Below are 19,996 nucleotides of genomic sequence, written 5' to 3'. Positions count from 1 at the left end.
TATTCATCAACGAGTGCCCACACAGATTGATAGGTTTAAATTGTTAAAGAGCTTTACTTGTTGAGCCTTCCTTTTAGTAAGGAGCCTCTCGAAGTGGACGGCCATTCTAGCGGATTAGATTCCAGTGTCAAACACTTTTTCCAGCTAATTTTTCAAAGCATCTTAAATGCTTATCACCGTCTTGTTACTCAGTTCAAACCGCTTGGTTATCCTTGGCAACGGAGGCGCATTATAGAGAGAATAATCCTTTGTACAAGGCTAAAAACGAAAAAAAGCCGCCACCGGCGACCGTTCGAACACTATTCACACAAAGCGTTTAAAATAGGTACGATTAAGCCTTAATTTCGGCCAATCGTACCTACCGTTCTTACTTCAACTATTGGTGAGCAATAATGCGGTCGTTGTTTACTAATAGCTGCACTTTCTTATCTGGATTAATTTTTCCTGCCAGCATCGCTTTCGCTAACGGGTTCTCGACACTTTGTTGAATCGCTCTTTTCAAAGGCCGTGCACCATATACTGGATCAAAACCAACTTGAGAAATTAACTTGAGTGCTTTATCCGAAACTTCAAGCTCATAACCATTGTCTTCCATTCTCTTCTTAAGGTGCTTAAGCTGAATAGCGGCTATCGACTGAATGTGCTCTTGACCCAATGGATGGAACACCACGCTTTCATCAACTCGGTTCAAAAACTCAGGACGGAAATGTTTACCTACCACTTCCATCACTTCATTCTTTATTCCTTGGTAGTCGAGCGTATTGAAGTTCTCTTGAATTCTCGAAGAGCCAAGGTTGGATGTCATGATCACTACCGTGTTTCTAAAATCGACTGTACGACCTTGTCCATCAGTTAAGCGTCCATCATCAAGCACCTGCAATAAGATATTGAAAACATCAGGATGCGCTTTCTCTACTTCATCTAGCAAAATCACTGAATAAGGCTTGCGACGCACTGCTTCTGTTAAGTAACCACCTTCTTCATATCCAACGTAACCCGGAGGAGCACCAACCAAACGAGCAACAGAGTGTTTCTCCATAAACTCAGACATGTCGATACGCACCATTGCATCGTCACTATCAAACATGAAGTTCGCGAGTGTTTTACACAACTCCGTTTTACCAACGCCAGTTGGACCAAGGAATAAGAAAGATCCAATCGGCTTGTTTGGATCAGATAAACCTGCACGGCTACGACGAATCGCATTCGATACCACTTCGACTGCTTCCGCTTGGCCAATAACTCGCTTATGTAGAACACCTTCCATTTTAAGAAGCTTCTCTTTCTCGGCTTCTAGCATTTTAGAAACAGGTATGCCTGTTTGCTTCGATAGCACGTCTGCAATTTCTGCATCAGTGACCTTATTACGCAGCAGCGTCATTTCTTGCATTTCAGCTTGAGTCGCAAGATCTAACTGCTTCTCTAATTCTGGGATTCGACCGTATTGCAATTCAGACATTCGGTTAAGATCACCAGCACGTCTCGCAAAATCCATATCCATACGAGCTTGTTCTAGCTCTGACTTGATGTGTTGCGTGCCAGAAAGCGCGGCTTTCTCTGCATTCCACACTTCTTCAAGCTCTGCGAAATCTCGTTCTTTGTCAGAAAGCTCTTCTTGTAATGTTCGAAGGCGTTTTTCACTGGCTTCATCATTTTCATTGGTAAGAGCTTGCTGCTCGATCTTCAATTGAATGATTTTACGCTCGAGCTTATCTAGCGACTCAGGTTTTGAGTCGATCTGCATACGGATACTCGAAGCCGCTTCATCAATCAGATCAATCGCTTTATCCGGCAGTTGACGATCAGAAACGTATCGATGAGATAGTGTTGCTGCAGCCACGATTGCTGGGTCGGTAATTTCTACATGATGATGAAGTTCATAGCGCTCTTTCAAACCACGAAGAATCGCCACCGTGTCTTCAACCGTTGGTTCATCGACAAGCACTTTTTGGAAGCGGCGCTCTAACGCAGGATCTTTCTCTATATACTGCCGATATTCATCGAGTGTGGTTGCACCTACACAGTGAAGTTCACCACGAGCCAATGCAGGTTTCAGCATATTACCCGCATCCATAGAGCCTTCACCTTTGCCCGCACCGACCATGGTGTGAATTTCATCGATGAAGAGAATGATATTGCCCTCTTCTTTCGATAATTCATTAAGAACTGATTTTAAACGTTCTTCAAATTCACCACGATATTTAGCACCGGCAATTAAAGAGCCCATATCTAACGAAAGTACACGTCGGCCTCTTAAACCTTCTGGCACTTCATTGTTAATAATGCGCTGAGCCAAACCTTCAACGATAGCTGTCTTACCAACACCAGGTTCACCGATAATGACTGGGTTGTTCTTAGTACGACGCTGAAGTACTTGGATAGTACGGCGGATTTCGTCATCTCGGCCAATTACCGGATCCAGCTTGCCTTGCTCCGCTCTTTCAGTCAGATCGATGGTGAACTTCTCTAACGCTTGGCGTCGGTCTTCGGCATTTGGGTCATCAACTTTTTGACCGCCACGAACCTGCTCGATAGCTTGAGATAATTTTTGCTCAGTAAGACCTAGTTCTTTAAGCAGGTTACCTAAAGGGCCTTTATCTTCAATTGCGGCAAGTAGGAAGACTTCCGAAGAAATGTATGTGTCTTGACGCTTTTGTGCGACCTTGTCACATAGGTTGAACAAAGTACCCATTGCATTCGACAGTTGAACATCACCACCGATACCACTTACTTTCGGTACACGGTCTAATATTTCGCTTAGCTTTGAACGCAATTGAACCACATCAATATTCAGCATGGTGAGCAATGGACGAATTGCACTACCATCTTGATTAAGCAAAGACACCATTAGGTGCACAGGCTCTATATATTGGTGATCACGACCTAATGCGAGCGACTGAGCATCAGATATCGCAATTTGGAATTTACTAGTGAATCGATCGAGACGCATGCCAACCTTCCTACTCTTAGATATGTTTATCTTATGGTTAGAAGATGGATACGGTAACGCGGATTTTCAAGGGATAAGAATGAAGAATAGAGCTGTTATAAAAATATAAATGAGCTGGATGACTGGTTGCACTAGTTAAAGGTTACTCTAACCAAATAAAAGTAGCTTGGCGTCCAGTAATACCATCACGACGATAAGAATAGAACGCATCGGCATCAGCGAAGGTACATAGATTAGAGTCTGTCACAGAAGTTACACCAACTTTGTTCAGTCGTTGCGTTGCAAGCTGAGACATATTCGCTAGCCATTTGCCTGGTTCAGCTTTGGCTTCAAATGCGAGCTTAGCTTGAGAGTCAAAACTAACGAAAGCTTCCAACACATCATCGCCTACTTCAAAAGCTTGTTTGCCTATTGCAGGACCAAGCCAAGCAATGATCTTATTCTCTGAACCTAAGTTTGAAAACTTTGCGACGGCATTTTCAAGAATGCCACCAGCAAGACCACGCCAACCAGCATGAACTGCAGCAACTTGAGTGCCTTTGGTATCAGTAAGGATTACAGGTAAGCAATCGGCTGTCATCGCAGAACAAACAACATCTTTAGCTGTGGTAAATGCACCGTCAGCATCAAGAATATCTGCCGTAGGGTGTAAAACCGTAACGACATCTGTTGAGTGAGTTTGATGTAGCCATACCGGAGCGGCAGGCATATTAGCGTGTTGCTTGAGCCAGGCTCTGTTGTTTTCAACAAGCGAAGCATCATCCCCAACATGCGTACCTAGGTTTAATCCTTGATACGCACCAGTAGAAAAACCATCAAAACGTGTCGAAGCAAATGCTTTCACGTTTTTTGGTGCATTCCAGTTAGGGATGATCATCGACATGATTAAATGTCGTCTTCCAAGTTTTCGCGCGCATCAACACGTAACGCTTCAGCCATCACGACCATGTCATTTGGCACAGGAGCGTGGAACTCAACTTCTTCACCTGTAATTGGGTGAACAAATTTAAGCATAACGGCGTGCAGTGCTTGGCGATCAAAAGAACGAATCATTGTTGTTAGTTCTTCAGATGCACCTTTTGGAATACGAGCACGACCACCGTATGCAACGTCACCTAGCAGCGGATGCTGAAGGTATGACATGTGAACACGAATTTGGTGAGTACGACCCGTTTCTAGGCGTAGACGAATACGAGTATGCTCGCGGAAGTGCTCAGCAACACGGTAGTGAGTTACCGCTGGCTTTCCTAATTCATTTACATCCATCAAGGTACGCTTAGTTGCATGACGGCTAATGCCTTTCTCTACCACACCACCAGCGGTCATTTTGCCAATTGCAATTGCTTCATATTCACGAGTAATACGACGCTTAGCAAGAGCACGCACAAGACGAGTTTGAGCTGGAACCGTTTTAGCCACAACCATAAGACCTGTTGTGTCTTTATCAAGACGGTGCACAATACCTGCACGAGGCACTTCTGCAATCTGTGGGTAATGGAAAAGCAATGCGTTTAGTATGGTTCCATCCGGTGTGCCTGCGCCTGGGTGTACAACCAGATCGCGAGGCTTATTGATAACCAATAAGTCATCATCTTCGTAGACAATGTTTAGAGGAATATCTTGTGCTTCCCAGCGCTCTTCATCTGCAAGTTCAGCTTGCAAGATGATCTCTTCACCGCCCAAAACCTTAACGCGCGGCTTTGTAATAACTTCGCCATCCACTTGGATTTTGCCGTCAAGAAGCCACTCTTTAATGCGAGAGCGAGAAAAATCGGTAAATAGTTCAGCGACAGCTTGGTCTAAACGTTGACCTAACTGGCTGCTTTTTACTGTGTCTGTTAATGTGATCTGCTGAGCCATATCGAACTTTTTTAAAAACCGTGAGACTAATACCCATTAGTATGGATAAAATAGAATAATTGCATCATTGTATCTGTTACTGGTTAGAAAGTAACGGAAGCTTACGAAATATTTAATTCAAGGAATCGACGCCTGACATGAAACACCTTACTTTATCGGGTCTATTAGCCGTATCACTCTTGGTTGGTTGTTCAAGTAGTGAAGAGATAGTGCCAGATGTACCACCATCGGTTCTCTACTCTGACGCTCAAGAATCACTGCAGAGCGGTAGCTGGCTTTCAGCAATAGAAAAGCTAGAAGCCCTAGACTCACGTTACCCATTCGGCGCCTATTCTGAGCAAGTACAGCTCGATCTGATTTACGCTTACTACAAAAATGATGACTTGGCACTTGGCCTCGCTACCATTTCACGTTTCCTACGTTTGAACCCAACGCATGAGAAACAAGACTGGGTTCTTTACATGCGCGGCTTAACGCACATGGCGCAAGACCGAAACTTCATGCACGATATTTTTAATATCGACCGTAGTGACCGAGATCCTGAACCAGTGAAACTTGCGTTTGCTGACTTCAAGCGACTACTCGAACGTTTCCCTAGTAGCCCTTATGCTGAAGATGCACAAAAACGCATGTTCGCACTTAAGAACCGCCTAGCAGAGTATGACTTAGCAACCGCTGATTTCTACCTACGCCGCGAAGCTTGGATTGCTGCGATCAACAGAACGCAAGAGCTGCAAAAAACTTACCCAGACACCATTGCTGCGCGTAAGTCTTTAGATATCCAGCTAAAAGCTTATCAACAACTCGGCCTAGATGACGCTGTGTTAAGAACAGAAAAGTTGATTGAGTTAAACCCACTACCTTAATCAAACCTCTTACATCTCAATCCTAAAAGCGCGCTAATTTACTAGCGCGCTTTTTTTCATCTACATATCGCAAACTTGATGGAACGCATAATACACGGTATCTTCAAAAGATAACTTTTAACAAAACATCAACATGGAGTGTGGATGTGAGTAGGTTGTTATTATTTATCTGGATATCGCTATTTAGCCACTTATCCTACGCATTAGAACTGTCTCCATTAAGCAATAAGCCTTACATGGGTGACTTGGATGTGCTCAAAACCAAAGGAACGGTTAGAGTGCTAGTGTCTGCCGATCTTGGTTTCTATTACATCGAGGATGGCAAGCCAAAAGGCATCGTGGCAGAAATGCTCTACCACTTTGAGAAAAGCCTTCGTAAGAAACATCCCTACCTCAATGTTCAAGTCATCCCCGTGCAACGAGATGATCTACTTCCCTCTTTAGAGTCTGGCTATGGTGATGTCGCTGTCGCTAACCTAACGATCACCGATAAACGATTACGAACCATCGATTTTTCGGATCCGATGATTAAAGATGGTAAAGAACTCATTATCACAGGGAAAAAGGCCGAACCTATCACCGAAATCAAGCAATTGAGTGGCAAAGAGGTGTGGATACGAGCAAGCTCGAGTTACTTCGAGAGTGTACAAAGAGTTAATAAGGAGCTTAACGAGCTAGGTTTACCACCACTGTATGTCCACTTTATCGAGGAGTCATTACAAGACTACGAGCTGATAGAACTGGTTAACCAAGGTTATATACAAGGCACAATTCTGGATAACCATAAAGCCAAGCTCTGGATCGATGTAATGGAAAACATTCAAGTCCATAACGACTTACCTTTACGAGAAAATGGTCGTATTGCTTGGGCTTTAAGAAAAGACAGCCCTCAACTGAAGAAAGAGATAAACAAATACGTCAAGACCGCACGAACAGGCACCCTGCTTGGGAATGTCATCTACCAGAAATACATCGACAATACTCGCTGGTTAGGCCGAGCACTCAACCCCAATAAAGTAGACCGAGTAGCTAAACTCTCAGATGTCTTTGAAAAGTATTCGAGCAAGTATGAATTTGATCCTTTAATGATGTCAGCTCAAGGTTTCCAAGAATCAGGACTGGATCAGAGCCGGATTTCTCATCGCGGGGCTATTGGTGTGATGCAGGTATTACCGAGTACCGCCAAAGATAAAAACGTCAACATCAAGAACATCCATAAGGTGGATAACAACATCCATGCGGGTGTGAAGTATATGCGCTTTATCAAAGACCGATATTTTGACGACCCGGCAATATCACCCGACAATCAAATCTACTTTACCTTGGCTTCTTACAACGCTGGTCCTGCTAAGATCAGAAAGATGAGGAGCATTGCCAAGCAGAAAGGTTACAACCCAAACATCTGGTTTAAAAACGTAGAAATCATCACTCGCAAATACGTGAGTAAAGAACCCGTAACCTATGTTGCCAACATCAATCGTTACTTCGTAATCTATAAACAATTACAAGCTATCAATGCTATCCGAGAGGACGGCACAGCGAGATTACTGAACACTAACGACTAGGATCGCCTCCATCCCAGAGCTGGGGAGCCAAAGGTATTAGGTAAAGCTAAAAAACACAAAAGCCGCATAAGAATACTTATGCGGCTTTTGTTTATCTAATTCTGAAGAAGCTTATGTAGCGACCTATATTACAAGACCTATATCACAAAACACTATTGAGTAAATTTCAATCAAGCACTTTCCATAGGCTGTAGGACGCCCCTAAAAACTGATTTAATTTTTAGCGAAGCCTTGCCTCCAAGTTATCGTTTTTCATAAGGATAACAAGCATTTTTCGCCAAAAAGATACTAAGACTTGCGTAAGATCACATTTGATTTTAATGCTTATCCTACCCAACCAAAACAAGATCTAGATCACATTCTTTATTCCTAAAAGTCGTAATCTGAAGTTAACCCATGAGGGATACAACAGAGGAAAACTTCTATGAAAATGAACATCACTGGTAAAAACATCGACATTACCTCTGCAATCCGTGATCACATAGAAAGCAAATTTAAAAAGCTAGATAAATGGCAAGTAGACATCATTGGCTGCCAAGCGAGCTTTAGCGAAGAACCAAACAAGAAGAAGAAATTTGAAGCGGTACTAACCGTACCAAAAGGCCAACTTGTTGCTTCATCAATCCATGACGACCTCTACGTAGCGATCAACGAAGTAGAACAAAAACTAGAGCGTCAACTCAACAAGCTACGCCATAAACCAGAAGCGCGCCGCACTGAAAAGCCTGAAATCGAAGAGCTAGAAGCTGAAGTAGAATAAGGAAAGAGAACAGATTAAAAAATAGCGCCTCAGGGCGCTATTTTTTTGCTTGACGCTCGTAGCTCGCTTGCTTATTGTGTTTAAACATTCATAAAACAATCACTTTTTATGCACACTCAATCTTTGTTTATTTTTGACTTCTTTTTTCTTCCGTAAATCGGAGGCTAAGTCGTTTTAGAAAAACAAGTCAAAAACGAACAAGAAGCCTCCCACACTAGGGAGGCTTTTTTATAAGGACACATTTATGACTGACCGCTCAATTTCACTGGATGATATCCGCCTTCGTCTTAATGATTTAGACGACGAACTCCTGAAGTTACTTTCAGAGCGTCGCAAGCTAAGTATCGAAGTCGCTAAAAGCAAAGTAGAGACATCAAAACCAGTTCGTGATGCAGTACGAGAACAACAACTATTAGTTAAGCTGATCAACAACGGCAAAGATAAATACGAACTTGATGCGCAGTACATTACCAAGCTGTTTCACACCATCATCGAAGATTCCGTTTTACTACAACAGTCATACTTACAAAACCTAGCGAACCCGCAAAGCCGTAAACCATTGGCTCGCGTTGCATTCTTAGGTTCTAAGGGATCGTATTCTCACCTTGCGAGCCGCGAATACTTCAGCCGCAAGAATATGGAATTGATTGAGCTGAACTGTAATCACTTCAAAGAAGTCGCATCAACAGTAGAGTCTGGCCATGCCGACTACGGTGTCCTGCCGATTGAGAACACCAGTTCAGGGTCAATTAACGAGGTCTACGACCTGTTACAGCATACGACTCTATACATTGTTGGCGAACTTTCTCAACCGATTGAGCACTGCCTTGTTGCTAAAAGTGATATCCGTTTAGAAGACATCAAAACACTCTACTCGCACCCACAACCTCATCAACAATGCAGTGAGTTCTTGAGCCGCCTTAAGGGTGTCAACCTTGAGTCTTGCGCAAGCACCGCTGATGCAATGAAAAAAGTTAAAGAATTGGGTGGTAATGACGTAGCTGCTATTGGTAATGCATCGAGCGGTAAGCTTTATGGACTACAGCCAATCCAGAGCAATATTGCAAACCAAACAGAGAACCACACTCGTTTCATCGTTGTGGCGCGTAAGCCTGTTGAAGTATCGACTCAAATACCAGCGAAAACAACGCTCATCATGTCGACATCTCAAGAGGCGGGTTCTTTGGTAGAAACACTACTGATCCTGCAACGCTTAGGCATCAACATGACTAAGCTAGAATCTCGTCCTATCATGGGTAACCCTTGGGAAGAGATGTTCTATGTCGATTTAGAGGCGCATCTGGATTCAGATAATATGCAACAAGCGATAACGGAACTAACAGCCATTACTCGCCACCTTAAGGTGTTGGGTTGCTACCCAAGTGAGAACATCAAAGCGACTCAAGTTAAGTTGTCATAGCTGAAAGTGAGTATCAGCTTTTAGCTAACATAAGTATTTGGCCTACAGCAGGCCAAATACTTAAATCACCCTCTAGTCGAGTACTATTCTCGCTAAGAAAACTCACCCTAGCATGCCTGAAACACAATTCACTTGTTTCGCACATTCGGCACGCTTACTCTCTCCACTACTTGAGCCTTTCTAACAAAAACTCATTAGTGGCTTTTTTTATCAATAAAGACAAAACCTTACCCCCTTCACAGGAAATCATCGAACTACGTATAATTAATAGCGAGTAAGCATTAAGTAACATAAACTTATGCGCTTAATTTATAAATAGTGTTGTCATTAACTATGAAGCTAAGTACTAAAATCTTACTACTAATAGCCCCTGTGATACTGATCAGTACCGCGGCTTCTAGCTATATTATTTATTCGACGCAAAAAAGCAGTTTCATCAAACGCGAAGACAACGCACTTCAACTGAACATGGAAAAACTAGCCGGATACTTTCGCCAATCTCGTTCGTTCCTCAATAGCTACTCTTACACCTTGACCCAGAGTGATATGGTGAAGCGTTATTTTCTCACTGACCAAAATCTATCTCGCGATCTTGAACTGGTCAGTAACCTTCGAGAAGCCATTCATTTCCTGCAAGATGACGATGAAAGCTATACAGGTTTAGCACTTCTTAATGGTGTTCGAAAACTGCGTTATTACGCGGATAATAGCAATGACTCACGCACTCAGATCGACAGTAAGATATTGGAGTATGTTGACCAGCACTATCAAGACACCCTAGCAACATCGAGTACCAACTATATTCAAAACTCCCAAGGCGAAGGGATGTTGGTTCACTATGACAAGGTAGACAGAAAAGCGATTTTCCCAACCGCAAGCAATCAACCCGACGATGTGTTCTTTGTTGTTGTCTCTGTCTCTCTCGACAAATTTAATGCGCTGCGAAAACAGATAGAGTTCGACTACCAAACCAGTTTGTTCTTCACATCCATAGCGGTTTCTTTGGAAAATGATGTCACCCACTCAGTCAAGCTTGCACCAGAACTGTACGCCACGGTCGACCCGGCGCAATTCCTATTAGAAAACAAGCTCGATTCAATTTGGAACAAGCTGAGTTTGTCGTTTGCCCTGTCTGCGTTTGTGACTGTCGCTCTGCTACTCATGCTTCTGTCTCGCACTGTGATTACTCCAATAACGCGGCTCGATCGACAGCTACAGCAAGTCGAAAAAAAACAACGTAAGAACATTGAACGCTTAGGCACTCGTGACGAGCTTGGCCGCCTATCACAGCGTTTTTATGACATGTATCAAGAGCTAGACAACACCTACCAGCAAACCAAGCTCTTGGCCGAAAATGATCAGTTAACTCAAATAGCCAATAGGCATCAGTTTCAAACCTTCGTTCAGCAATCGTTGCCAAAACCGAGTTCGAATACCGAAACCTGGGTTCTCTATTTTGACTTGGACAACTTCAAGTTTGTGAACGACAAATACGGGCATCAAATCGGCGACTCGATTCTGGTCTCTTTTGCTCAGCGTATTTCAGATATTTGTCGTCATTATAAAGAGGAATTCGACGCTCATTGTATGCCAGCCCGACTTTCTGGAGACGAGTTCGTTGTCTACATTAACGCTCCTAGTCACCGAGGAAATGTCGCGCATCGATTCTCGAACGATTTGCTCACTCCACTGCAAAAAGGCTTTGTCACCGAATCAGGCAGCTTTCCGATCACGGTCAGTATTGGTATTGCGACCTACCCTAATGATGGCAACTCAATCGAGAAGCTTCTGTCCAACGCGGATACCGCGATGTACCAAGCCAAGCGTGCCGGTAAAAACCAATTTGCTGACTATTCACGGGATTTAGACAAAGCCATTCAGCGCCAAGCAGATATTGAACGTGCGCTTAGAGGTAAGAATTTTGATGATGAATTCAGGCTCGTTTACATGCCCTACATGGATTCCACCGGGACTGATGTTATTGGCGTTGAGGTGTTATTGCGTTGGAATTCAAAGCAACTTGGTTTGGTTCCACCAGATGAGTTCATTCCAATAGCCGAACAAACCGGGCTGTTTGAACATGTTGACCGCTGGGTAATACAGAATGCGTTTGCTTCATTCCATCGACTTCAGGCTCAATTTGATCACTCAATTCAATTGTCGATCAACTTATCTTCTGCTGGCATTGAGACCACTCACCTTGCGGGTTTCATTAAAGAACACGCGGAGTTAAATCGAATTCCACCAAGCCTGATCGATTTTGAAATCACTGAAACCTTTTACTCAAATTCAGAAGGTTTTCCATTGCTGAACGAACTGTCATGCATGGGCTATCGACTGGCGATTGATGATTTTGGTTCCGGTTACACCTCTATCACTCAACTGGTGCAGTATCCAACTCAGAAAATTAAATTGGATAAAGCGTTTTTGGATACCTTGATTGAGACCGATAACCAGAACATCGTAAAACCAGTTATCGGGTTGTGTCATGCTCAGGGGAAAAAGGTCACCGCCGAAGGGATTGAAACTCAAGGCATGCACCAGTGGTTACAGGATGCACAGTGCGATATGCTGCAAGGCTATTACTTTGGTAAACCCATGCCATTAGAAGAGTTGAGTGAATGGTACCGACAACATCAACTCAATCTAATCGACAACAAAAAGAATCCGACACATGAAATCTGTAATCATCGCATCGCTGAACCCAGCTAAAATCAACGCCGTTAAAAGTGCGTTCTTATCTGCTTTTCCTGATACTGAATTTGATTTCAAAGGCATCAGCGTCCCTAGCGGTGTCGCCGATCAACCGATGAGCAATGATGAAACCTATCAAGGTGCGGTGAATCGAGTTCACAACGCAACTCAAGCTCAGCCTGATGCAGACTTCTATGTTGGTCTAGAAGCGGGAATAGAAACAAACGTTACCTTTGCTTGGATGGTGATCGAAGCGAATGGTCAACGTGGCGAGTCTCGTTCAGCAAGCCTGATGCTGCCACCAGCCGTGCTAGAAAAACTAGAGCATGCAAACGAGTTAGGGGATGTGATGGATGACGTGTTTGGTACCGATAACATCAAACAGAAAGGTGGTGCCATTGGCCTACTGACACATAACCAATTGTCACGCAGTTCGGTCTATCATCAAGCTTTAATTTTAGCTCTGATCCCATTTGTGAATCCTGAGCACTTTCCTATTTAGTACTTCGTTAAATTTCGAAGCTCAGAGAACAATCTTCAGAAACAAAAAACGCTAACATCCAGTTAGCGTTTTTTATCGAATTCGTATTCATACTATCGCGTGATAGCTTAATTCCATTATTACTTTAGCAACAGGTCGGCGATCACGATTTTCTCTTGCTCAGATTTGGCCTTTAGCTCATTTGAGCCTCTGGTTATCGTCGCTACGCCTACGCCCAGCATTTGACTCACCTGTCGTTGAGACATATCGCCTTTCATCAGCTCACAGAAGATATTAATTCGAGCAACCAGAGCATCTCGCTCGTCTGGTGTCATCATCATAGTCAACAACAGCTCGTGCTGATCTTTTTCGACAGCCGTCTTTACCAAGTCCATCAGTTGTTGCCAATTATCATATTCAGGTTGTGATGCCATATCTCTACACTTACTTTTAAATTCTGACTTTAAAGAGTCGCTTAACGATTGAAAGCGTTTAACACTTTATACCGAAACACTTGATGCGATCCAATGTAAAAAGGCAGTAAGTGGAAATGGTTAGCACTCACTGCCTTTATTCTTACTCAGTTTCGGGCCAAATGCCGAAGGCTTAGTATTTCGTTTTTGCCTCATGGGGCGCTAAAAACGTCCCTTTCTCACCCAAGATATCTCGATAGTAGGTCTCAAACATCAAGATATTCTGAACGTAGCCACGTGTCTCTTTGAATGGGATCATTTCGATAAATGCAAAGGCATCGAGCTTTTCATCGCTGCGTGAACGCCACTGTTTCACACGGCTAGGTCCAGCATTATAAGCCGCAAACGCAAAGATACGGTTGTCATCATATTGAGCGAGTAAACCATCTAAGTAGTGACTGCCAATCTCAATGTTTTTGCCGACATCATAAAGATCATCGCTGCCCTGATACTTAATCTTATGTTTGTTCGCTGTGTATTGCGCCGTCTTGGGCATAATTTGCATAATGCCACGCGCGCCAACTGGAGAGCGAGCTTCTGAATCCATCGCACTCTCTTGTCTTGCTAAAGACATCAAAGTGATTGGATCGAGATCGTGCTTTTCAGCGTAGAAGTTAAACCACCACTTATGAGCAACAGGGAAGCGCAGCGCAATGTTATCCCACATCTTCGCAGAGATACTCGCTGTTACGGTAAAGTGATTCCAACGCTGTGTCGCAGCGTAAGCGGCAAGCATCTCTTTTTGCTCTTTATCTGCATTGGTCAGTAACCAGCGCCATTCACTTTTCGCTGCCGCAATTTTGTCTCGGTCAATCAGTTCACCAATACGCACCAAAGAGGTGTCGAATGGCTTCACTGTTTCAGCATTGTATTTAAGTGTCGATGTTGGATATTGAACTGGCTTACCTAACTGCTTAGCCGCAGCCACACTGTAGAAATTACGCTGACCCAAGATATCTGACAGTCGCTTATTGCCTTTGTCAGTATCGCCCGTCGCGATTTCAGCTCTGCCCTGCCAATATTGCCAACGAAGCGAAGCCTGATGTTTATCATCCAAGCGCGCTATCCACTCTTTCAAACCCGTCCAATCGGCATGTTGAATTGCTAAGCGAGCACGTCGTTCCAGCAGAACTTGCTTTGATGAACTCGCGAGCATTTTGTCGCGCCACACCATTAACTCTTCAGAGTCGGTGTTGATCAGACGAAACGTTAGGTAATCAGCGAGCTCTTGAGATTTCTCTTTCGAAAACTTCTGAGCCTTGATGACATCATCAAACACCTTTTGAGCACTGCTTGATGATTTCCTTGCTAGCTTCTCGAAAGCAAACTCGGTTTGAGCTTGGTAGAATTCATTCGCTGGATGTTTTTTAGCAAACGCGAGTACATTTTCAGGCTTGTTGTACAACGCCTTCATCTGCTTCGCTTGAGCAATTGACTCATCATGATCCAATTGCTTAATCAGATAGCTCATTAACTTACCGTTACGGCCCTCGAACGCTAGCAGCATTCTATCCAGAATCAGCTCATCAGTTCTTAGCCCAGCTTGATCCCAGCTTTTAAATAAAGGGTCACAAGCGTCATCAACACCACTACCACTCAACCAAAGTTGTTTAGCTCCTTTAAAGGCAAGCTCTTGGTTACCTTGCTCGTAATGCGCTCGATAATAAATACATTGGTATTTTTCACCGACAGGCTCTTTGGTTTGAAACTCAAGGATCGTCTTCCACTGTTTTTGAGAAGCCAATGAGTCCAAATAAGGTGCGCGCATTCGATTGGAGAAAGGCAATGCCTTGTTCTCTTCAATGAAAGCATCGACCTCAGCAGGTGTGCGATCACCTAAGCCAATCAGAAAGGCCCGATAATCGGTGTAAGGTGTTAAAGGGTATGTTTGAATTTTGTTACGCAGCGCGGAGTAAGCTTTTAGATCACGGCTGTCTAAAACCTCTTGCGCTTTGTCATAAACGTCACGCTGCATTTCAAGCTCGGATGCATTGCTAGCCATAGCGACCGGAGCCAGTGAAACCGAAGACAAAATTGCCGATGCAGCCACAGCAATTTTCGTATTACCAATGCGGAAAAACATTCGCTCTTTCCTTAGTGCGTGTATGAATACGTGAAGTCTATTTACGCCCGACATCACATCAAATGTAAAGGATTTGAGTGTAAATATTATTAATATTTAACACTTCGCCTCAGAAGCCCATTAAATATAGTTTTAATGACCAATGTGACAATAATAGGTAAGGATTAGTTCAAGAGTGGCTTTTCTGCCCTAGGAGTAACATCTTTGAGGATATTGGTATAAAATAGCAGACAATTTTGAACAATAATTAGGATCGATCGGCAATGGCTGAATACGTATATACCATGTCTCGGGTGAGCAAAACTGTTCCACCTAAGCGTCAAATTCTTAAAGACATTTCTCTTAGCTTTTTTCCTGGCGCTAAAATCGGTGTTTTGGGTCTAAATGGTTCAGGTAAATCTACCCTACTACGTATCATGGCTGGTATTGATACTGATATTGATGGTGAAGCACGTGCACAACAAGGCCTTAAAGTAGGTTATCTACCACAAGAGCCTGTGCTAGACGAATCAAAAACTGTTCGTGAAATCGTAGAAGAAGCGGTTTCTGACGTTGCTGACGCACTTAAGCGTATTGATGCGGTTTACGCAGCTTACGCAGAACCAGATGCAGACTTCGATGCACTGGCAAAAGAGCAAGGCGAACTAGAAGCTCTGATTCAAGCAAAAGACGGTCACAACTTAGAGACTGCTCTAGAGCGTGCTGCTGATGCACTTCGTCTTCCTGAGTGGGATGCGAAAATTGAATTCCTATCAGGTGGTGAGCGTCGTCGTGTTGCTATCTGTCGTCTACTTCTTGAAAAGCCAGACATGCTGCTTCTTGATGAACCAACCAACCACTTGGATGCAGAATCAGTAGCATGGCTTGAGCACTTCCTTGTTGATTACAGTGGTACTGTTGTGGCGATTACCCACGACCGTTACTTCCTAGACAACGCAGCTGGCTGGATTCTAGAACTTGACCGTGGTGAAGGTATCCCATGGGAAGGTAACTACACGTCTTGGCTAGAGCAAAAAGACGAGCGTCTTAAGCAAGAAAAAGCGGGCGAAAGCGCACGTCAAAAGACAATCGAGAAAGAACTTGAATGGGTTCGTCAAAACCCTAAAGGCCGTCAAGCTAAGTCTAAAGCTCGTATGGCTCGTTTTGAAGAATTGACAACTGGCCAATACCAGAAGCGTAACGAAACCAACGAACTGTTCATCCCGCCAGGTGAGCGTCTAGGTGATAAAGTTCTTGAAGTGAACAACCTGACTAAATCGTTTGGTGATCGCGTTCTTATCGACGACCTATCGTTCAGCATGCCTAAGGGCGCAATCGTCGGTATCGTTGGTGCCAACGGTGCAGGTAAATCAACACTATTCAAGATGCTAAGCGGTGCAGAACAGCCAGATTCAGGTACAGTTGAACTAGGCGAAACCGTTAAGCTTGCTTCTGTTGATCAGTTCCGTGACAGCATGGACGACACTAAGACAGTATTCCAAGAGATCTCTGAAGGCGCTGATATCATTAAGATCAACAACTTCGAAATCCCTGCGCGTGCTTACTGTTCTCGTTTCAACTTTAAAGGCAACGACCAACAGAAGATCATCGGTGAGCTTTCTGGTGGTGAACGTAACCGTGTTCACTTAGCGAAACTGCTAAAAGCGGGCGGTAACGTACTGCTACTCGATGAGCCTACCAACGACCTTGACGTTGAAACGCTACGTGCTCTTGAAGAAGCACTGCTTGAATTCCCGGGCTGTGCAATGGTTATCTCGCATGACCGTTGGTTCCTTGACCGTATTGCGACCCATATCTTAGACTACCGTGATGAAGGTCAAGTTAACTTCTACGAAGGTAACTATACTGAGTACACTGAGTGGCTTAAGCAGACTCTAGGCGCACAAGCGGCAGAGCCGCACCGTATCAAGTACAAGCGTATAGCTAAGTAAATAAGCTTGTATTTTGAACAAAGGCCGCGATAATAGCGGCCTTTGATATATCTGGCTTACGTGTAATGCATCGATATAGAGAGATTACTTATGGTTGAAAGACGTCAATTTTCACGAGTTATTTATCAAGTCCCGACTGAGATCTCACAAGGACAAGTAAAGGTATCAGGCTCAGTGCAAGACTTATCACTCCATGGTTTACTCATTCAATGCAATGAATCAAAACAACTTAGCCATGATGTCCCTGTTCAAGTGAGCTTTAAACTCGAAAACAGTGATATCAATATTCAGTTAGAAGCAACGATAGTCTCTACCATCAATACCTCAATGCGTTTACGCATAGAGCATTTAGATATTGATAGTATCAGCCACCTTAAGCGCCTTGTTGAGCTTAATGTTGGTGACGATGACCTGCTTTATAGAGAGATTGAACACCTTACCGACTTAGGTAAGGAATAATATCTCCATTACCCTTTTTCTATTAGAAGCATTTAGTTAATACAGAACCATGTCTAAAAAAGTGTCCATTACTATTCCCTCTAGTCAGGGGGAACAGACGTTTTACTTCGGCCGTAAAGCCGTGCTCATTTGCACTACTGCCATTTTTTCAGTACCGCTATTGATTGGCGGAGCGGCGTACATGCACTTCGAGAGTAAACAAGAACTCGCACTGCAAGCGGGTGATGCCCAACAGTTGATTGAAACACTGATTGTTGAAAAAGAACAAACAGAATTTCTTTATGCTGAGCAAGTAGAAACCAACCATTCGCTATCGCAAACACTGACCGAGAAAGAAGGCACGATTCAGCTACTTGGTAAGCGTGTATTCGATGTGGAATCAGTACTGGGTCTTGCTGATGAAGATCTGCTTACCGATGATATTTCTTTAGAAGATCGCATTGATGCGGCTGCAGTCGATTCAGCAGTAAGAGCCACAATGTTCCGCTTGATTCCAAACGACAGTCCGATGGCTTATCAACGTATATCTTCTTCTTATGGTAGCCGCACTAACCCTATTTCAGGGAAACGCCATGTACATACTGGTATCGATCTAACGTGTAAGCGTGGTGAAGATATTGTCGCGCCCGCAGATGGAGTCATTGAAACGGTACGCCCAAGTAAAAAAGGCTTCGGCAACTTTATTACTATGCGTCACTCGTTTGGTTTCATGAGTTCTTATGCGCACCTACAGAAGTTCAAGGTACGTAGCGGTCAGTTTGTGAGTAAAGGCGATGTGATTGCGAGCTGTGGTAACTCAGGTAACTCAACCGGCCCACACTTGCATTATGAAGTACGCTTCCTTGGTCGTTCATTGAACCCTCAATACTTGATGGATTGGACACCGGAAAACTTCAACTACGTGTTCGAGAAAGAGAAAAAGGTTAAGTGGGGCCCACTAGTTCAGCTGATTGATAATGTGGTTCGCTTGCAGATCAACCTGACTAACGTGCCTTACATTAGCTCGACCATCGACACCGTATCGAGTGAAGATAGCAAAAAACCTATCACGACTAACTAGTTGTTAATGGCTAACTAGTTGTTAATAGCTAAGACCTGTTGATTTGGCCTATGATGATCTAATTGCTTTTAGTCTACTGTAGGCAAAATGCTTTCATAGCGTTCAGCACAAACAAAAAGAGCGACCAGATGGTCGCTCTTTTTTATGATTTCAAATCAGTATTAACCACGATGAATCGAGTCATGTGCTTGTTTTAGAAGACTTTGGCTCTCTTGCAAGAATTGTTGTGAGTAGTCACCAAACCAATCACTCACTTGGTTGAAGCTCTCAACAAACTTAGCCTTATCTTTGCCATCTAGGATTTCTAACGCTTCTCCGAAACAGCTATGGAAGCGTCGAATCATCTCAATATTCTCATCCGAAGAAAGAATGATATCGCCGTACAAGTTCGGGTCTTGAGCAAACAGACGACCAACCATCGCAATCTCAAGTCGGTAGATTGGCGAGCTTAGTTTCAGAAGTTGATCAATGTTCGGGTTCTCTTTACTCAGGTGCAAGCCGTAAGCAAAAGAGGTGAAGTGACGAAGTGCTTGAATCAAGGTCATGCCGTGATCGTGTTCAGCTGCATCCATCTGGCAAAGGCTCGCGCCCCAAATACCAAATTGATTCAGTAGCCATTGGTAACTTTCAGAACCACGACCATCACTGTAAACAATCACCTGCTTAGCAAGGCTAGGAACATCAGGACCAAACATTGGGTGCAATCCAACTACTGGGCCTTGATGCATGTTCATCATTGCTTGTAGAGGTTTAGATTTAATTGACGTCAAATCACATAGAATACAATCGCTTGGTAGATTACCTAGCTTCGCAATCACACCTTCCGTTAGGTGAATTGGAACCGTAACAACCACAAGCCCAGCATTATCTAAGATTTCGTCGGCCTTATCCCAATCTTGGCTGCCAAGGATTTTTACTTCGTAGCCAGACAGTTTGAACATACGACCAAACAAGCCACCAAGTTGACCATTACCACCAACGATAACCACTGAACGTAACTCTGGGTTAAGACACTTAAAGCCAGAATCTTTCTCGCTGGCATAAGACTCACGCATAGTACGACGCAAAATATCTTCGATTAACTGTGGTGGAACCCCTATTTTCTCAGCTTCTTGACGACGAGATGCCAGCATCGCAGCTTCACGCTCTGGTACATAAATAGGTAAACCATGTTCACTTTTTACTTCGCCTACTTTCTCTACTAGAGCAAGGCGTTGAGCCAGTAAATCCAACATTTGTTTATCGACAGCATCGATTTGGTCGCGTAATTCGTTCAGTTCAACGGCCATTTTATTCCTTACTAATCTATAAGCCCGTGCCAATCTATCAGCCCACAATCACGTAGGTTCGCTAGCAACAGATCTTAAAATGCCCCATTAGATGAGGCACTTAAA

15 protein-coding genes and 1 other annotated feature are annotated in these 19,996 nt (G+C 43.6%); of the genes, 9 read left to right on the top strand and 6 right to left on the bottom strand.

The annotated features are described in order from the left end of the window. Window positions 1–376: 376 nt before the first annotated feature. The 3 genes from clpB to rluD form a co-directional block, all read right to left on the bottom strand. Window positions 377–2,950: an ATP-dependent chaperone ClpB gene (gene clpB / locus AB6F11_RS17025; RefSeq protein ID WP_102394028.1), complete on the bottom strand. Its 2,574-nt coding sequence runs from the start codon at window positions 2,948–2,950 to the stop codon at window positions 377–379. A gap of 142 nt (window positions 2,951–3,092) precedes the next feature. Continuing rightward, on the bottom strand, window positions 3,093–3,833 hold the full coding sequence (pgeF, locus tag AB6F11_RS17020) for a peptidoglycan editing factor PgeF (RefSeq protein ID WP_065584732.1): 741 nt from the start codon (window positions 3,831–3,833) through the stop codon (window positions 3,093–3,095). Between the two features lie 2 nt (window positions 3,834–3,835). Further along, window positions 3,836–4,810: a 23S rRNA pseudouridine(1911/1915/1917) synthase RluD gene (gene rluD / locus AB6F11_RS17015; RefSeq protein WP_017059364.1), complete on the bottom strand. Its 975-nt coding sequence runs from the start codon at window positions 4,808–4,810 to the stop codon at window positions 3,836–3,838. 137 nt (window positions 4,811–4,947) lie between these two features. Between rluD and AB6F11_RS17010 the strand changes: the two genes are divergently transcribed. The 6 genes from AB6F11_RS17010 (at window position 4,948) to yjjX (ending at window position 12,617) form a co-directional block, all read left to right on the top strand. After that, entirely contained in the window at window positions 4,948–5,676 is a 729-nt protein-coding gene (locus AB6F11_RS17010) for an outer membrane protein assembly factor BamD (protein ID WP_017059363.1), read from the top strand. 140 nt (window positions 5,677–5,816) lie between these two features. Further along, the gene (locus tag AB6F11_RS17005) at window positions 5,817–7,241 is read left to right on the top strand and encodes a lytic transglycosylase F (RefSeq protein ID WP_346762957.1); all 1,425 of its coding nucleotides are present in this window, start codon (window positions 5,817–5,819) and stop codon (window positions 7,239–7,241) included. Between the two features lie 424 nt (window positions 7,242–7,665). After that, window positions 7,666–8,001: a ribosome hibernation-promoting factor, HPF/YfiA family gene (hpf, locus tag AB6F11_RS17000; protein WP_102394030.1), complete on the top strand. Its 336-nt coding sequence runs from the start codon at window positions 7,666–7,668 to the stop codon at window positions 7,999–8,001. A gap of 110 nt (window positions 8,002–8,111) precedes the next feature. Then, window positions 8,112–8,233 (top strand) — a sequence feature (Phe leader region). A 12-nt stretch (window positions 8,234–8,245) separates the two neighbouring features. Further along, window positions 8,246–9,421, top strand: a complete 1,176-nt coding sequence (gene pheA / locus AB6F11_RS16995; protein ID WP_017059361.1) for a prephenate dehydratase — start codon at window positions 8,246–8,248, stop codon at window positions 9,419–9,421. A 333-nt stretch (window positions 9,422–9,754) separates the two neighbouring features. Beyond that, the gene (locus AB6F11_RS16990) at window positions 9,755–12,133 is read left to right on the top strand and encodes a bifunctional diguanylate cyclase/phosphodiesterase (protein WP_102394031.1); all 2,379 of its coding nucleotides are present in this window, start codon (window positions 9,755–9,757) and stop codon (window positions 12,131–12,133) included. Then, the gene (gene yjjX, locus AB6F11_RS16985) at window positions 12,096–12,617 is read left to right on the top strand and encodes an inosine/xanthosine triphosphatase (RefSeq protein WP_102394032.1); all 522 of its coding nucleotides are present in this window, start codon (window positions 12,096–12,098) and stop codon (window positions 12,615–12,617) included. Before AB6F11_RS16990 ends, yjjX begins: the two co-directional genes overlap by 38 nt. A 119-nt stretch (window positions 12,618–12,736) precedes the next feature. Here yjjX and trpR read toward each other — a convergent pair whose 3' ends face one another. Both trpR and sltY read right to left on the bottom strand, forming a co-directional pair. Then, complete coding sequence (gene trpR, locus AB6F11_RS16980) at window positions 12,737–13,030, bottom strand: trp operon repressor (RefSeq protein ID WP_102394033.1); 294 nt, start codon at window positions 13,028–13,030, stop codon at window positions 12,737–12,739. Between the two features lie 172 nt (window positions 13,031–13,202). Next, window positions 13,203–15,152, bottom strand: coding sequence for a murein transglycosylase (gene sltY, locus AB6F11_RS16975; protein WP_102321444.1), 1,950 nt, complete (start codon window positions 15,150–15,152; stop codon window positions 13,203–13,205). A gap of 263 nt (window positions 15,153–15,415) precedes the next feature. On the opposite strand from sltY, the gene ettA reads away from it, so the two are divergent. The 3 genes from ettA to AB6F11_RS16960 all read left to right on the top strand — a co-directional run bounded on the left by ettA (window position 15,416) and on the right by AB6F11_RS16960 (window position 18,602). After that, on the top strand, window positions 15,416–17,083 hold the full coding sequence (gene ettA / locus AB6F11_RS16970) for an energy-dependent translational throttle protein EttA (RefSeq protein ID WP_017056147.1): 1,668 nt from the start codon (window positions 15,416–15,418) through the stop codon (window positions 17,081–17,083). A gap of 90 nt (window positions 17,084–17,173) precedes the next feature. Continuing rightward, window positions 17,174–17,542, top strand: a complete 369-nt coding sequence (locus tag AB6F11_RS16965; protein WP_017059356.1) for a PilZ domain-containing protein — start codon at window positions 17,174–17,176, stop codon at window positions 17,540–17,542. A 49-nt stretch (window positions 17,543–17,591) separates the two neighbouring features. After that, window positions 17,592–18,602, top strand: a complete 1,011-nt coding sequence (locus AB6F11_RS16960; RefSeq protein ID WP_102321445.1) for a M23 family metallopeptidase — start codon at window positions 17,592–17,594, stop codon at window positions 18,600–18,602. Between the two features lie 161 nt (window positions 18,603–18,763). Here AB6F11_RS16960 and tyrA read toward each other — a convergent pair whose 3' ends face one another. Then, entirely contained in the window at window positions 18,764–19,891 is a 1,128-nt protein-coding gene (gene tyrA, locus AB6F11_RS16955) for a bifunctional chorismate mutase/prephenate dehydrogenase (protein WP_017056144.1), read from the bottom strand. Window positions 19,892–19,996 lie beyond the last annotated feature (105 nt).

The sequence above is a fragment of the Vibrio sp. 10N.247.311.14 genome (assembly GCF_041467715.1).
In the GTDB taxonomy this organism is placed as follows: domain Bacteria; phylum Pseudomonadota; class Gammaproteobacteria; order Enterobacterales; family Vibrionaceae; genus Vibrio; species Vibrio crassostreae_C.
Note: the sequence above shows the minus strand (reverse complement) of the source record. Positions and strands in the feature narration are given on the sequence as shown.

What these genes read in the sequence shown, in the direction of transcription:
- AB6F11_RS16960 (WP_102321445.1), top strand. Translation starts at nt 17,592, where the DNA reads ATGTCTAAAAAAGTGTCCATTACTATTCCCTCTAGTCAGGGGGAACAG.
- tyrA (WP_017056144.1), bottom strand. Translation starts at nt 19,891, where the DNA reads ATGGCCGTTGAACTGAACGAATTACGCGACCAAATCGATGCTGTCGAT.
- clpB (WP_102394028.1), bottom strand. Translation starts at nt 2,950, where the DNA reads ATGCGTCTCGATCGATTCACTAGTAAATTCCAAATTGCGATATCTGAT.
- ettA (WP_017056147.1), top strand. Translation starts at nt 15,416, where the DNA reads ATGGCTGAATACGTATATACCATGTCTCGGGTGAGCAAAACTGTTCCA.
- trpR (WP_102394033.1), bottom strand. Translation starts at nt 13,030, where the DNA reads ATGGCATCACAACCTGAATATGATAATTGGCAACAACTGATGGACTTG.
- rluD (WP_017059364.1), bottom strand. Translation starts at nt 4,810, where the DNA reads ATGGCTCAGCAGATCACATTAACAGACACAGTAAAAAGCAGCCAGTTA.
- yjjX (WP_102394032.1), top strand. Translation starts at nt 12,096, where the DNA reads ATGAAATCTGTAATCATCGCATCGCTGAACCCAGCTAAAATCAACGCC.
- sltY (WP_102321444.1), bottom strand. Translation starts at nt 15,152, where the DNA reads ATGTTTTTCCGCATTGGTAATACGAAAATTGCTGTGGCTGCATCGGCA.
- hpf (WP_102394030.1), top strand. Translation starts at nt 7,666, where the DNA reads ATGAAAATGAACATCACTGGTAAAAACATCGACATTACCTCTGCAATC.
- pheA (WP_017059361.1), top strand. Translation starts at nt 8,246, where the DNA reads ATGACTGACCGCTCAATTTCACTGGATGATATCCGCCTTCGTCTTAAT.
- AB6F11_RS16990 (WP_102394031.1), top strand. Translation starts at nt 9,755, where the DNA reads ATGAAGCTAAGTACTAAAATCTTACTACTAATAGCCCCTGTGATACTG.
- pgeF (WP_065584732.1), bottom strand. Translation starts at nt 3,833, where the DNA reads ATGTCGATGATCATCCCTAACTGGAATGCACCAAAAAACGTGAAAGCA.
- AB6F11_RS16965 (WP_017059356.1), top strand. Translation starts at nt 17,174, where the DNA reads ATGGTTGAAAGACGTCAATTTTCACGAGTTATTTATCAAGTCCCGACT.
- AB6F11_RS17010 (WP_017059363.1), top strand. Translation starts at nt 4,948, where the DNA reads ATGAAACACCTTACTTTATCGGGTCTATTAGCCGTATCACTCTTGGTT.